At 32.0% G+C, this 13,689-nt stretch carries 13 protein-coding genes; 9 read left to right on the top strand and 4 right to left on the bottom strand.

What is annotated here, in order from left to right; genetic code table 11:
* The first annotated feature begins 32 nt into the window (after positions 1-32).
* The 6 genes from QYZ68_RS01805 to QYZ68_RS01780 are packed head-to-tail and all read left to right on the top strand — an operon-like array spanning position 33 to position 6,070.
* Positions 33-1,454, top strand: coding sequence for a S41 family peptidase (locus tag QYZ68_RS01805; RefSeq protein ID WP_301383879.1), 1,422 nt, complete (start codon positions 33-35; stop codon positions 1,452-1,454).
* Between the two features lie 3 nt (positions 1,455-1,457).
* On the top strand, positions 1,458-2,186 hold the full coding sequence (locus QYZ68_RS01800; RefSeq protein ID WP_301383878.1) for a 16S rRNA (uracil(1498)-N(3))-methyltransferase: 729 nt from the start codon (positions 1,458-1,460) through the stop codon (positions 2,184-2,186).
* Entirely contained in the window at positions 2,179-2,772 is a 594-nt protein-coding gene (locus tag QYZ68_RS01795) for a hypothetical protein (protein WP_301384418.1), read from the top strand. The genes QYZ68_RS01800 and QYZ68_RS01795 overlap by 8 nt, the downstream gene beginning before the upstream one ends.
* 54 nt (positions 2,773-2,826) lie before the next feature.
* Positions 2,827-3,312: a CarD family transcriptional regulator gene (locus tag QYZ68_RS01790; RefSeq protein WP_301383877.1), complete on the top strand. Its 486-nt coding sequence runs from the start codon at positions 2,827-2,829 to the stop codon at positions 3,310-3,312.
* Between the two features lie 29 nt (positions 3,313-3,341).
* The gene (locus tag QYZ68_RS01785; RefSeq protein WP_301383876.1) at positions 3,342-4,274 is read left to right on the top strand and encodes a hypothetical protein; all 933 of its coding nucleotides are present in this window, start codon (positions 3,342-3,344) and stop codon (positions 4,272-4,274) included.
* 5 nt (positions 4,275-4,279) lie between these two features.
* The gene (locus tag QYZ68_RS01780; RefSeq protein WP_301383875.1) at positions 4,280-6,070 is read left to right on the top strand and encodes a hypothetical protein; all 1,791 of its coding nucleotides are present in this window, start codon (positions 4,280-4,282) and stop codon (positions 6,068-6,070) included.
* A 7-nt stretch (positions 6,071-6,077) separates the two neighbouring features.
* Here QYZ68_RS01780 and QYZ68_RS01775 read toward each other — a convergent pair whose 3' ends face one another.
* Positions 6,078-7,181, bottom strand: coding sequence for a hypothetical protein (locus QYZ68_RS01775; RefSeq protein WP_301383874.1), 1,104 nt, complete (start codon positions 7,179-7,181; stop codon positions 6,078-6,080).
* A gap of 109 nt (positions 7,182-7,290) precedes the next feature.
* On the opposite strand from QYZ68_RS01775, the gene QYZ68_RS01770 reads away from it, so the two are divergent.
* Both QYZ68_RS01770 and rpmB read left to right on the top strand, forming a co-directional pair.
* Complete coding sequence (locus QYZ68_RS01770; protein WP_301384416.1) at positions 7,291-8,859, top strand: hypothetical protein; 1,569 nt, start codon at positions 7,291-7,293, stop codon at positions 8,857-8,859.
* A 9-nt stretch (positions 8,860-8,868) separates the two neighbouring features.
* Positions 8,869-9,147 carry a 50S ribosomal protein L28 gene (gene rpmB, locus QYZ68_RS01765; protein ID WP_301383873.1) on the top strand — a complete coding sequence of 93 codons (279 nt, stop codon included), beginning with the start codon at positions 8,869-8,871 and terminating at the stop codon, positions 9,145-9,147.
* Between the two features lie 5 nt (positions 9,148-9,152).
* Here rpmB and amrB read toward each other — a convergent pair whose 3' ends face one another.
* From amrB to QYZ68_RS01750, 3 genes are all read right to left on the bottom strand, one after another.
* Positions 9,153-9,839 (bottom strand): AmmeMemoRadiSam system protein B, encoded by a 687-nt coding sequence (amrB, locus tag QYZ68_RS01760; RefSeq protein ID WP_301383872.1) that lies wholly within the window; start codon positions 9,837-9,839, stop codon positions 9,153-9,155.
* 71 nt (positions 9,840-9,910) lie between these two features.
* Positions 9,911-11,344: a pyruvate kinase gene (gene pyk / locus QYZ68_RS01755; protein WP_301383871.1), complete on the bottom strand. Its 1,434-nt coding sequence runs from the start codon at positions 11,342-11,344 to the stop codon at positions 9,911-9,913.
* A 106-nt stretch (positions 11,345-11,450) separates the two neighbouring features.
* Complete coding sequence (locus tag QYZ68_RS01750) at positions 11,451-12,857, bottom strand: NFACT RNA binding domain-containing protein (RefSeq protein WP_301383870.1); 1,407 nt, start codon at positions 12,855-12,857, stop codon at positions 11,451-11,453.
* A gap of 167 nt (positions 12,858-13,024) precedes the next feature.
* Here QYZ68_RS01750 and QYZ68_RS01745 point away from each other — a divergent pair, with 167 nt between their 5' ends.
* Positions 13,025-13,681, top strand: a complete 657-nt coding sequence (locus QYZ68_RS01745; RefSeq protein ID WP_301384415.1) for a LolA family protein — start codon at positions 13,025-13,027, stop codon at positions 13,679-13,681.
* The last annotated feature ends 8 nt before the right edge of the window (positions 13,682-13,689 follow it).

Genomic DNA, 13,689 nt, shown 5'->3' with positions numbered 1-13,689 from the left:
AATCAAGTTTTATTTGTGTAGGAATTAATTGGATGAAAAATAAATTTTTGGTGTTTGTATACTTTTTGTTAGCTCTCAGTATCAGCTCTTTAGTCATTGTAGAATCTATCTTCGCACAAGCAGATTCTTCTAGAGGGAAATTATCTGCGTCAAATTATGGTCATATGATGACAGAAGCTTTTGATTTTATTAAAAGAAATTATGTTGAACCTGTTGATGATGAGGCTGTTTTTGAAGGGGCTTTAAAGGGTATGTTTCAGGCTTTGGGTGATCCTTATTCTCAATACTTAACTAGGAAGGATTTAGAAGAAATATCAAAGACTACAGAGGGCAATTATGTTGGTATTGGGGTTACTATTACCAAAAAGGATGCTTCCAAGGGCGGGGATAATCTTGATCCTGGTCTTTCTTATGTCAAGATTCTTACTCCTTTTGAGGAGGGACCTGCGTATAGGGCTGGAATAAGGTCGGGTGATTACATCACTGCGGTTGATGATAAGAGTGCTTCTTTAATGACGGTGGAACAAGTTGTTGAGCTTTTAAGGGGGCAAGAGGGCACAAAGGTTAAGGTTTCTATCCTGAGAGGTAAAGATTTAAAACTAGAATTTGAACTTGTAAGGGAAAAGTTGGATATACAGACTGTCAAGAGTGATATTATTGGTAAGGATGTTGGGTATATTAGGATAGTAAGTTTTAATCCAAATACTGGCAATTACTTCAGGAAAGCTTTAGAAAAACTTAAATCTCACGACATAAAGTCTTTGATACTAGACTTAAGGCTTAATACGGGGGGCTTTCTTAAGGACGCTATAAAGATAGCCGATGATATTTTGGTTGAGGGAACCATTGTATCAACAAAAGCAAGAGATGCTAAAACTCCCTTCGAATATAAGGCTAGCCCTGAATATTTAGTGCCTTTGGACATGAAGATTGTTGCTTTGATAGATAAGCATTCAGCATCGGCGTCCGAAGTTTTAGTAGGGGCCTTAAAAGATCATCAAAGAGCTTATGTTGTGGGTGAGAAGTCTTATGGTAAAGGAGTAATACAGAATGTGATTCCTTTCCATACTGGAGGATTTAAGATTACTAACTCGAAGTATTATACTCCGTCTGGACAAAGTATTCATAATATTGGCATTAAACCTGATTTGGAGATCGTTTCGAAGGATTTTTCTGGGGAAGAAGTTGCGTTGTATAAGGAGATTTTTGATAAGGATTTAATAGGTCACTTTTTGAAGGATAGGAAGGCTATTACCGAAGCTGAAATAGATGATTTTATTGATAATCTTGTTAAACAACACGAGAATTATAATGTGGACAAGGATTTCTTGGGTCAATATGTGCTTAACAAGTTTTATCAAGATACAAATCGGGAAGCTCTAGTTTATAATCTGCATTATGATAAGGTTCTAAGAGCCTCTTATGAATATCTTATTAAGGAAACTAACAATTAATCTGTGAAGCAAATAGTCTTAGGGAATGACTGTTTATTTGGAAATGATATCGTTATTAACGATATTAAGATTTATCATCATCTTGTTGATGTGAGACGGGTTAGGGTAGGGGATACATTGAATGTTTTGCTGAAGGGAGAAGGTGTAAGATTTGCTAGGATTTTAAGCATAGATGATAAGCTTATCAGGCTTTCTACTATTGGTGCAGAGAAGATAAAGAAGAGAGATTTCCAAATAAGCATGTTTATATCTAATCTTAAGAGTAGAAAATTGGATTTTTGTTTAAGGCAGATTGTTGAGATTGGAGTAGATCAGATAAACATTGTTAATGCCGATAATTCTGTTTCTAGAATAGATGTTAATAATTTGAAGTTTAAAAGTTCAAGGTTTTCAAGAATAGTTGACGAGGCTTTAAAACAGAGTGGTAATGCAAATGCTCCTAGTATTAACTTTTATAAAAATTTTTTTAGTGTTCCTTATTCATCTGCTGTTGATTATTACGTTGCTCACCAAGAAGGTATTGTATTAAGTTGTGGGGATGGTTTAGGTATTTCGAATAAAATTGGGATTTTGGTGGGGCCAGAGGGTTGTTTTTCAATGTCGGAAATTAACCTGTTTAAGAATTTGGATTTTAAATTTGTAAGGTTTAATACTCCAACTTTAAGAGCAGATACGGCTGTTGTTTATTCACTTATTTGTTTTAAATTGTTATTAGAGGGAAATGGTGGCTAATCTAAAAGATATATATTCAAAACCGGACAGGGTTTATTTTTGTGGAGTTCCAATAGATGTATTCAGGAATTGGGATAAGTTATCGAGTCGATTTGAGTACCTTTTATCTCATCCATACCATTCAATGGTGATTTTTGTTGATTTTAAGGCCTTGTTGAAATTTTTGATCTTTAAAGAATTTAGAAATCTTGTTAAGGCTTCTTCACTTGTTTTTTCAAATTCCAGGTTACTGAGAATTCTTTGCAGGGTTTTTAAAAAGGTTGATATTGGTTGTTATGATTCAAATTCAATTTTGCTTGTCCTGATGAATATACTAGAAAATACATATAAAACATGCTATATTATCGACGAGGACAAAGTAGTTTCTAAGAGGAATTTTTTAAGGCTGAAAGAGTCGCATAAAGAGATTAGTTTTATAGGTTACTATGATTTGAGGGCTGTCAAGAGGAATAAGGAGATGTTTTTTGCAAATATCAATAAGCTTACTCCTAGTGTGATAATAAGCTTTTGCGGTGGTGACTATCTTGAGGGTTTGTTTCATGCCAATAAATTTGGTATTAGGACCAATTTAAGTGTATTCTTATAGTCATAGTTTCTTTTGATTTAAACATTAGTAAAATTTTATTATACGAGGGAAAAAGTGTCGTTTGTATTAGATCAGGCTATCGTTTATCCGATGCAGGGGGTGGGTAAGATAAAGAATATTCAAAATAAGGAGTTTAATGGTGAGCTCATTGATTACTACGAGATATACTTCCCATTCAATGAGATGACTTTCATGGTTCCGGTCGATAGGGCTAGTGATCTTGGGATTAGAGCTTTAGTTAGTAGGGAAAAGATAGAGGAAGTCTTTGATGTTATAAAGGATTTTGAAGGACAGATAGATCAGAAGAAGATAAAAGATGGTAGTCATGATTTTTATAAGCAAAGTGACATATTAAACACTGCTAGATTGTACAAATTTTTGTACACAAAGTCTGTTCAGAAAGAGTTGCCTTTCTATGAGAAGAGAATTTTAAATGATTTTGAGCTGATTTTGGAGCATGAAATTAGTTTGGCCTTACAAATTAGTTTTGAAGAAGCTAAACAGAAAATTAAAGATGTTTTGTCTATTGAAAAGTCTTAAAACATTTGTTTTCGACTAGGGATTATGTTATGTTCGATGTTTTAAGATTCGTTTTTTTGTTGTCTTGTAGATTTGTTTTTGTGTTTTTTGTCTTGTCATTTGTCTTTCTTTGTACGTTTTATTTGAGGTATAAATTTCTATATGTAAATTTTTCTATTTTTGATTACGAACTTTATCATGATGCTTACCTTTATGCCTTTCCTTTGGCTTTAGTTTGTACCTTTATAAGAATTTCTTATCCCTTCAGTGTAGATGTTTTAAGGATATCTAGGAATTTGCGTTTCTTCACTTTTGTTTTCATATTGGCGTTGTCTTATTTTGGATTTCAGGCGTCTTATAACTTTCATACTGTATTCGTAGGTCTTAGTCAAAAGAGTGACAGGGTTATTAGGGATGGGATAGTGCATTTCTTCGATGATAAATTAGTTTTATACAGTAATGATGTCAAATCGTTTGGCTTTAAGGGGTTTTTAAAGGTAGAGCATAAAGATGATAGTGGGGGGGGTAGTGGATTTTCATATAGTCCAGACTTTCCTAGAGCCAATATTATTTATTCTGAAAAAGGTAAATTTTGGGTACAGAGAACATATAGTGATCTGATTAGCTATGTTTTTAATGATTTGGAGACCTTAAATAATTTTTTTCTATCTTTGGGGCATGTTGCTTTGGTATTGAACATCTTTGGGTTTGGTTTGCTTTTATTTTCATTTTCTTATATTTTCAGCCTTATATTTTCAAGTGGTTTTTCTCTTTTTCTTTATCCTGTCTTTGTCATGTTATTTTTTAAAGTTTATAATCTTTATGCGGTTGAGTTTCCCAATGATTTTGACTCAATTTTGGGAAGGAGTTTAGTATCTGATTATGTTCCTTTTGTTTTTTGTATCCTGACCTTCTTTTCTGTTTATCTATTCGGGTTTATTTCCGATTGTATTAAGGTTAGTGAGGGTGATAGTAATTTGTAGAGTTTATGAAAAGAGAGTTGTATGCTTTTGTAAGCAATTTTGTTATTTATTTATTCTTGTTTATTTGTTTAATTTTTTGTTACACCTATTTTTGGGGATCAGATTATTTAGAGAAGTATAAATTAGCAGCCACATTCTTCGACACTGTTTTGAGTGTTCATCGTTATTTTAATGGGTTTTTTATTTTTTTTGTTTGTGCTTACTTTATTTTTTTAAGTAGTTATGAAATAAGGCGTTATTTGAAAGAGTATAGAGGGTATTTGCTTAAAAGATTTTACCCATTTGTACTTTTGTTTTTCATAATAGGAATTGTTGCTTCTCTTATTTTTAATTTTATTCTGCCTTATGCCCTTATTCAAATGAGTGAATATAGATATAGTTATGAGAGATATAATCTTTTGGAAAACCAGGCAAATGAGATCGCAAACAAAGTGAAGAGTATAGACATGAATTTGTCGTCAAGCAGGTTTGTGGGTGCGAATGATTTAATAGAGGCTATGAAGAGGAAAAAAAAATATCTTGAGGATTTAATTAGGATTTATAACAAAATGAGGCTTATTGATTTTGATAATGATGAACTTTCTACTAATTATTACTTAGTGAAATCAGAGTATGATAGAATGCCTACTTACGATATTGATCTGGAAAAAGTTAAAAACACTATTAAGACATATTTGATTAAGAGACTTGCTAAAAAAGATTTTCAGGATATTGTTAGTGAGCTTATTAGTAGGGGTGATTATCCTACGGCTAATTATTTTGCTTATATAGGATTTGCCTCTACTGGGGATGATGATCTTTCCGCTCTTCTAGATTTAACTTTTAAGGCTATTAATGAGAGTAAGAACATTGAGAGTGAAAAAGGACATTTGGTTTTAGAAGAGAAACAGAGAAATTTTTTGTATTTTAACACAGAAAAATTTAAAGCTGCCTATTATGGATTCTTGCGGCTACATAGATTATTCCCAAACGATAATGAAATTTTAGGATATAAGAATAAATCTTTAGAAAAACTTAGAAATGAGTACCTTTTCTTCGATGAGATTGAAAAATATTATGAACATCATGGGATAAATGATGTGTTGCTGTTTCAGTCTAACTTTGGGAGTCAAACTTATGATTATATTTATATGCAAAAGATTGTGAATGAAATCTCTTATGTAAAAATGGTTAAGAATTTTGAACTGATTAGGTTTAACAGATCGGGTAATGTTGTATTGCACATTAAAGTTCCATTTGCCACTCTTCGAGGTAATGAGATTTATCAAAACGTATTGGACAAAGATAATGAGCACAGCAGTGTTACTGCTACTAAAATTATTGTATCATCTGGGGACTTTGATTTAAGCGGTCTTGGTATTATTAGCATTACTAAAGATGTTAATAATTTACATTTATTTTCGAATTCTAGTAGTAACATGTTTTTGACTGTCCAGGGGCTTTTAAGTGCTTTTAGTCAAGTTGAGGCGCTAAACTTAAGATTAGTAAGTGTTTTTTCTTTCAGTCTTTTATTGTTAGCAAACCCTGTTTTACTGGTTTTATGGGGGATATTATTTATTGCTGTGTCTTCTAGGGTAAGTTTTAAGTTAGGCTCTAAACTTGTAACATCTCTAGTATGCTTAATGATAGCTATGTTTTCAGTTATTATTTCAATTTTTGCGAATTATTTATTGTTTGTTCTAATGGCTGTCTTTATTCAAATATTTGCTAACATTTACGTGCCCTTTATTCTTGTTATTTTTCTTTTACTAATTGTTATATCCTATTTAATACGATTTAACTATAGGGAATCTTAATTTCAATTTAGGTTTTAATTATTGATGATAAGAACAATTCATTAACTATTTTGTTTTCCTTTTCTGTCTGTTTTTTGTTGGGTATATATGAAGTTTGATCTATGTAATTTTCATCGAAGATAAAAGGAGGAATTTCTTTTTTGAAATTTAATTGTAAATTTAAGCTTTTATAGGGTGTAAAACCATCTACAAAGCCGAAATGTTCATTGAATTTATTCCTGTTTTTAAGCTCAATTAGTTTTTTTTGTCTTTCTTTATCTAGTATCCAGATGATAAATCTTTCTATGGATTGTGATAGTTCCCTAACTCCCATAAAGCTTACGTTGGATATTGTTGATTTTTTGTTTTGGTTTGTTAAGTACGAAAAATTAATTTTGTTTCTGATATCTTTATTTAACCCTTTGTAATATTCTAAATCAGTTAGGCTTGCTATTAAAAGTGTATTCTTTTCAAGTAGTATATTTTCTAATTTCAGATATTGGTATTTCTCTGCAAATTCTTTCTGTAGTTTAAGTTCATTTACATCCAGAAATGATTTAAAGTAGTCCGTTATGTTTAGCACCTTTTTTTCATCATATTCCAGATTATTACTTAGGAAATGAAAGTTTACTTCGTTTATTTTAGATATCATATAGAAAAGATTTTCAGAAATGTAAGGAGAAACGAAGAATTTTTTTTCCCTTTGAAAGAGTTTGTACATTGTTTTAATATCCTGCATATCAATGTACTGTTTTATGTTGTATTCGTTTTTATGTATTAGGATTGGAATGTTAAAACCCAATGGAATAATTCTGTGGGTGAACTCTTCAGATATCTTATTTAATACTGGATAATCTGGATAATAATATTTTTGAATGTTTTTAAAATTTTTAATTATATCGACATTGTCTATGGTTTTTGATATTACTACTTGAGCATTTTCTTTGTTAATTATTTGCTTATTAATGTGTTCCTTGTATTTAACTATAAAATTCGCTTTGTTTTCTATATTGAATTGGGATACATAAAACGGAACAATTTTGCTATCGGTTAGCAGGACCACATTATCGTATTTCGAACAGCCAAGTATTAAAGTAAAAGCTGTGATTAAAAACGGGGTCTTCACGTACATAAAAATTATTTACTATATCTCCTTTTATTTTACAATAAATTATGTATAATTTTGGTAGCACTAGTGATTAAAAAGATATTTGGTTCTGTGTCCGGTTTTAGCGGGGAGATTGGTAAGTTTGGGTTTATTTGATTTTTTATTTTCTATTTTTAATAAAGAGCTCACTCCTGAACAGTTGAGGCATAGAAGGATTAGAGAGCTGAAGAATAATCTGGATAAGGTAGGCAACTTTTTTAATGCTTCAAAAATACAAGCTTTGCCTCAGTTTGCTAAATTTGTCTATAATCTTTACAGAACTTTTGCTCCTTTAAGGCTTTTTGTACAAAGGTATAGAAATTCAAACAAAATAATTCATTTCGTTGTTGAGCATTATCTGGTTGAAAACCAGAGGAAGGCTTTGGATTATATTTGCTCTTTTTCAGCAAGTGATATTACTAATTTTACGGCTGATGTACCCAAAAATTTGAATAATAATTTAGAATACCTATTTAAGAACGTAACTCAGGAGCAAATTAGGTTAATAGATGAGACTTGTGGGGCTTTGTATGTCTTTTTTGATTTAGTTTTATACCCGTACCATTCACTTATTAAAAATTTTGATAGTTTGTTTCCGGAGGATGATTTTGTCTATAGGCCTAGATTTAGTGCGGTTGGCTGTGGTTCGATTCTTGATGAGATTAAGGATTTCTTGGAGAGTATATACTCCATTGTAGATTCCTCCGTTTGGAAAAATCTATATGATATTCTTTCAGGGGTATATGGAGATAAGGAAAGTTTTCCTCTCAAACCGAGCGTTTGGCTTAAGACAATGTCTTCAATTATTGAAATAAATAAAAGTAAGGAAATTTTGTATCTTGTAAGGTATGTTAGTGGGGATCCCGATTATTTTCCTATATCTAATGGAAAGAAGCCAAGGCCTATGGCTAAAGCATTTTTCAATGATCTTTCAAAGCACGTTTCAAATGAAATAGAAAAGATTAAGGTTTTACAAAAAAATAGTAAATCTAGGATTTTGGCTGAAAAGTTGTTTCCTGCGGGTACGATTTTGCATTTGGATAATTACAATGAAAAGATGAACGCTAAGATTGCATCTAAAATTGTTAGCACTCCCGGATATGTTTATTATGAATTGTTGGGCTATTTGAAAACTTATGTGATCAATTTTGTTAAAAAAGAACTTAATGATATCGTCAATATTCTCATCATTAAGGGGCAGTGGAAAGATATTGAAATTTCAAGGAATATGTCTAATGACATGCACTCTTTAGTTAATACTTACTCAAGTCTTGTTGATTTTGATAACAACCTTGGTGAGCATGGAAACTATGGTAACAGAATTAAGGCTCTCTTGCACAGAGCTTCTGTTGGAGATAAGTCGTCGGAGAAGTTGTTAATAAGTATAGTTGCAGATATTAATAAAAAGGCTTTTGTATTATTAAGTGAGTATTATTCAATAATTTATTCTATGGAGCAGAGGTTGAGGGATTGTTTAGAAGATTATGTTAAGCCTTCTTCGGAAAGGGAATTGATTTATAACTGGAAGGAGCTTGATGTTGATCTTGTAAAAACATATGGAAATAATTTAAACTTTGGTAGTATAATTAAGGGCGTGACGGATAGTTTGGGTTTATTTTTAAAATTGATGAATTTATATCTAGAAAAGAAACAGGTGGTTTAGGAGTTTTGGATGGGTAGAGAGTGTGAGATAACAGGAAAGGGTACATTGTTTGGGAATAACGTGCCGAGGAAGGGTCTTGCTAAAAGAAAGGGAGGAGCGGGCCAGCATATTGGTGTTAAAACTAGGAGAACTTTTAAGGTGAATTTAGTTAACAAGAAATTTTTTATCCCTGAGCTGGGGAGAAGGGTTGGTATTAGGGTTTCTGCTGATGCTTTAAGGAGTATTTCAAAGGTTGGCCTTGATGTTTTTTTGAAGAAAAATTGCAAAAGGTTGAAAGATTTTGTTTAGAACTTCTATTTTATTAGTATATTTCCTATTATTAAATGTTCGTTGTTGTTGCTTACGGCTTCGCTTTGTGTGAATTCAAATTTTTGGAAGAGTTTGTGAGCTATTACTATTGCAATTATGTTTTCAGGCAGTATCTTGTGTGCGTTATAGTGTTCTAGAATAAGGGAGGAATTTATATTGTCGTCAAGTAAGAGCTCTTTTAAGGTTGATTCCAGCTTGATGGCCTTGTTTTGGTTTGTAGAGCGTGAAGTAAAGTGAGAAAGGAAAAGGAAAGAGTTTTCCTTCTTTTTTGTAAATGCATTTAAAAATTCGCAGAATGCTTTAAGGGTTTTGTAGTTAAGCATACCCAATATGATGGGTATGATCTTTATCTCTTTTGTCATGTCTTTGATGAAATTTAGCACTATCTCAATTTTGTGGTCGTTTTCTATTATTTTGTCTTCCGTGTTTGTAAATTCAAGATTTTGCAGCGATTTTATTATGTTCAAATTCACGTCGATTTTTGATTTGAATATATTCCAAGCCTTGTGAGTTGAAATGTTAACCTGCGAGTTTTCCTTTGTTTGTGAGAATATAAAAACATTTCTTGTATCCTTGGTTATTACTTTCAGAAACAAGTGAGAATTTTTTAGGAAAAACTCATAACCCCCATAACTGACCAGAAGTGCTTTATGAGTTTTTCTTTCATGCAAGTTTAGTAAATCCGGGTCGAGCCTGATGTCTGAGTAAAAAATGTTATTAACTAAACTGTTTCTTATTTTGTTTATATGTTTCGTCCCTTAATTGCGTCTTCTACTGTATTTATCTCCATAAATTCCGTACCCTTGCTTGCATCTCTGTTTGGGTTTCCCGATATAATGACCACAGTGTCTGAATCTTCAACTATTCCTTGTGTCTTTAGTAGTTCAAGAGAAGTCACTACAAACTCAGTTGTTCTTTTGAAGCTATTATCAACAAGATTGGAATAAACGCCGTAAGAAAGGGATAGTTCTCTTGCAATCCTTTCATTGCTTGTTGTAATAAACAAAGGAACACTTGCCCTATATGTGGCCATTACTCTTGCAGTCCTTCCCTTCAACGAGTCAACAATAATAGCTTTTACGGGCATTATCTTTGTTGAGTCAATTGCACATTTGATAATATAATTCCTGATTATTCTTTTGCTACAGAAAATTTCGTCCCTAAATAATGTTTTTTCCCTATGTTTTTCAACCTCTCTAGCGACCCTAGTCATCATCTTAACAGCTTCAACTGGATATTTACCGTAAGCTGTTTCACCAGACAGCATAATAGCATCTGTACCATTTAGGATAGCATTAGCAACATCAGAAACCTCCGCTCTTGTGGGTCTTGGATTTTCAATCATTGAGTGAAGCATTTGTGTTGCAGTAATCACTGGAACTCCATACTTGATGCAAGCTTGAGTTATTTTAATTTGTGCCAAGGGAACATCTTCAGCAGGTATTTCAACTCCCATGTCTCCTCTTGCTACCATGATTCCATAGGAAGCCTTTACAATCTCTTCAATATTGTCAATTCCTTCTTGATTTTCAACCTTGGAAATGATTTTTACATCAGGATTCCCAGCTGTATTTAATATATCTTTAACGTCTTGAATATCCTTTTCATGTCTTACAAATGAATGAGCAATAAAATCAATATTTTGTTTTGCCGCAAGCTCAATAAAACCTTTATCCTTTTCAGTTACAGATTTTAACTTAAGCGGAACTCCTGGCGTATTTATTGATTTTTTATTTTTAATTTGTCCGTCGTTTTTAATCTCACAAATCAATCTGTCTGCTAGTTTTTCAATGACAATCATTTCAAGCTCGCCGTCGTCGATAAGAATCCTAGAGCCATTTGGAACCTCATTAACAAAGTTGTCGTAATTAGTTTGAAATGAGTTAGGGTTGTTAACAGGCGATGCTGAGACTATTATCCTGTCTCCCATTTTAACGGAAATAGGGGTGTCAATATTTGCCGTTCTAACTTCTGGTCCTTTTGTGTCAATCATTAGTGCTATTTTATTTGAAACTTGTCTAACATTGTTAATTACTTTCAGAGCATCTTCATGAGATTGATGAGCAGTATTAAGCCTTATTACGTTAACTCCTGCTTCATATAAATCTTTTATGTGTTCCGGGTCGCATCTAAGGTCAGATATTGTTGCTACTATTTTTGTTAATTTTTTTATCATTTGGTTGTCCCTCCACTATTTAAATTCTATGCTTTTTAGGCTCCAATAACAAGATTTTTAATCACTTGCTGTTTTATTTTGAATTTGAGTTGAAATAAAGTACAGTTTAATTTTTATTTTTAAATTTATTGAGTATTCCAAGATCTAGCTTAATACTTAAATTTTTTTCTTTATTGGGTATTACAAGTCCCTTTTTTCCTCCCTTGACCCTTCTTAAATTCTTAACATTGGTGTAATAAAGATCAGCTTGCCCCGATTTTCTTGCAGCTTTTGTGTAAAAAACGCATAAATTACCAGCATCGAGCAAAACTTCAAGAGGAGGAGTTTTGTCTTTTTTATTTCTAATGAAAACATAGGCACCAGGATAACCTCTTGTGTGCAACCAATAGTCGTTACCCTTTGCCCAATCCCTTAAGAGATCGTCATTTTCTTTTGCATTTCTTCCTACAACGATTTCAAATCCGAAAGAGATGAAATGAACACCAATAGGAGGCCTTTTTGATGGGGTTTGCTTCTTAATCCCTCCTTCTGAGCAAATCAAGCCTTTTTCATCTAAGCAGGTTTTCCTTGATATTAATTCATCATATTGTTCTCTTGCACTTTTTAATTGTTCTCCCACGAGATTTAAAGAATTTTTACTTCTTTTGTATTCTTTAAAGTATTTAAGAGCATTATCTTTAGGTAGTAATCTTTTGTCTAATTCTATTGTAATTTCTTTTCCATTGTTGTTTTTGACAATAATTTTATCCATTCCTTTCTTGATTTTGTTAATGTTCGCTAGGATCGCCTCACCTTTTTCTTTTCTAGATTCAATTACTTTAATAGAGTTTATTTGTGTTTCCAAAGATTGTATTCTTTTTTCTAAATTTATTTTTTCTTTCTCATATTTTTTTCTGAGTAGTGCTGCATTGAATTTTTCAGTCTCTTTTGTTTCTAATTCATCATAATAATTTTCGATAAATTCAGAGTAAGAAGATTGATTGTGATAGCCATCCTTTAGTTTGACCTCTCCTTTTTGAGTGGTGCCATTGTTTCCAATAATCTCTTTTATTTTTGCAAAAGTTTCTCCTGTAGTCTCTCTTGATTTTGGTCTTCTGTAAAATGTATCAAGAATTTTAAAGTTTGTGTCTGTTACGATTATGTTAGGAGAGGCTGGCCATAATTTTATGAAGATAAATGTCATTATTTCGCCTTTTACCACCTTAATAGAGATTATTCTTTCATTGTTTATTTGACAAGCTTCAAATAATTTGCCATTTTGAATTTTTGATTTTAAAAATTCAAAAAATCTTAAAGGAGGTTTAATATTGTCAAATTTTTTACTTGTTCTGTGTATTCTGGTGGTTTTTGGATTCAATGAGATTAATATATTGAAGTTTTTTTCATTTATCTCCTTATTATAAAACTCTAAAACTAGAGTTTTATAATTGGGTTGTTTTATTTTCCTTAAAAATGAATTTTTTAGAGGAAGTTCCTTAAGTAGTACATCAATTTCATTGTAATTTAATGACATTCTGTTCCTTTAATCTTTTACTAAATTTTGTTTATTATTAGCATACAAAATGTTATATTTGTGAATAATAACTTATTGTTTTAATAAATTATAGTTAGGGTGTTATGCATGGATTGTGTAATATACTTTTCTATTAAATTAGTCTTAATATGAATAAGGGTTTTGTGATGAAAAAAATAGTGCTGTTGCTGGTTGTGTGCCCTTGTGTTGTTTTCGCACAGGTGTCTGCCAACCAATATTTTGAGAATATTTATTCAAAGTATCAAAATGTAGAAGATATGCAGGGCAAGATTAGTCTTAATATAAAGGGCTTAAAGCAAACGGGTACTCTGCTATATAAGTTCCCAGACAAGTTTATTGTTAATCTAGATTCGAATAATCAAGTTTTTGTAAGTGACGGGGAGCTTTTGACAGTTTATGTACCCTCTCTTGGAACTTCTTTTAGGCAACAACTATCAATAGGGAAGTCGGGGGGGGGCGTTATGAGTGTTTTGGGGGCTGAATACAGTGTATCTTACACTAATTCTCCTAATTTAGAACCTCTTGATGAGTCTGGTGGAAGTGCGGAAAGTTTTATAAAATTAACCTTTTCAAGACGCCTTTATAAGGGTGCTGCTACGATTGATTCTTTTATGATTGCCTTTACAGAAAGCGGTGCAATTAGGAGGATTATTGCTTATCCCACGGGTGGTGGCCGGGAAATTGTTATTGATCTTTTGTCTGTGAAGTTTAATGTTGGAATTCCCGATAGTAAATTTAAGTATGATCCGCCAAAAACTTCAAACAAAGTAGATAATTTTTTATATGATGTTAAGAAAGCTTGAGGTGGTAA

This window comes from Borrelia sp. P9F1 (assembly GCF_030436115.1).
In the GTDB taxonomy this organism is placed as follows: Bacteria; Spirochaetota; Spirochaetia; order Borreliales; family Borreliaceae; genus Borrelia.
The sequence above is the reverse complement of the archived record's forward strand: the minus strand, read 5'-3'. Positions and strand labels throughout refer to the sequence as shown.

Excerpts from the sequence above, each read along its gene's own strand:
- pyk (WP_301383871.1), bottom strand. The coding sequence starts at position 11,344 with ATGATAAAAAAATTAACAAAAATAGTAGCAACAATATCTGACCTTAGA.
- QYZ68_RS01780 (WP_301383875.1), top strand. The coding sequence starts at position 4,280 with ATGAAAAGAGAGTTGTATGCTTTTGTAAGCAATTTTGTTATTTATTTA.
- QYZ68_RS01775 (WP_301383874.1), bottom strand. The coding sequence starts at position 7,181 with ATGTACGTGAAGACCCCGTTTTTAATCACAGCTTTTACTTTAATACTT.
- rpmB (WP_301383873.1), top strand. The coding sequence starts at position 8,869 with ATGGGTAGAGAGTGTGAGATAACAGGAAAGGGTACATTGTTTGGGAAT.
- QYZ68_RS01785 (WP_301383876.1), top strand. The coding sequence starts at position 3,342 with ATGTTCGATGTTTTAAGATTCGTTTTTTTGTTGTCTTGTAGATTTGTT.
- QYZ68_RS01745 (WP_301384415.1), top strand. The coding sequence starts at position 13,025 with ATGAAAAAAATAGTGCTGTTGCTGGTTGTGTGCCCTTGTGTTGTTTTC.
- QYZ68_RS01750 (WP_301383870.1), bottom strand. The coding sequence starts at position 12,857 with ATGTCATTAAATTACAATGAAATTGATGTACTACTTAAGGAACTTCCT.
- QYZ68_RS01805 (WP_301383879.1), top strand. The coding sequence starts at position 33 with ATGAAAAATAAATTTTTGGTGTTTGTATACTTTTTGTTAGCTCTCAGT.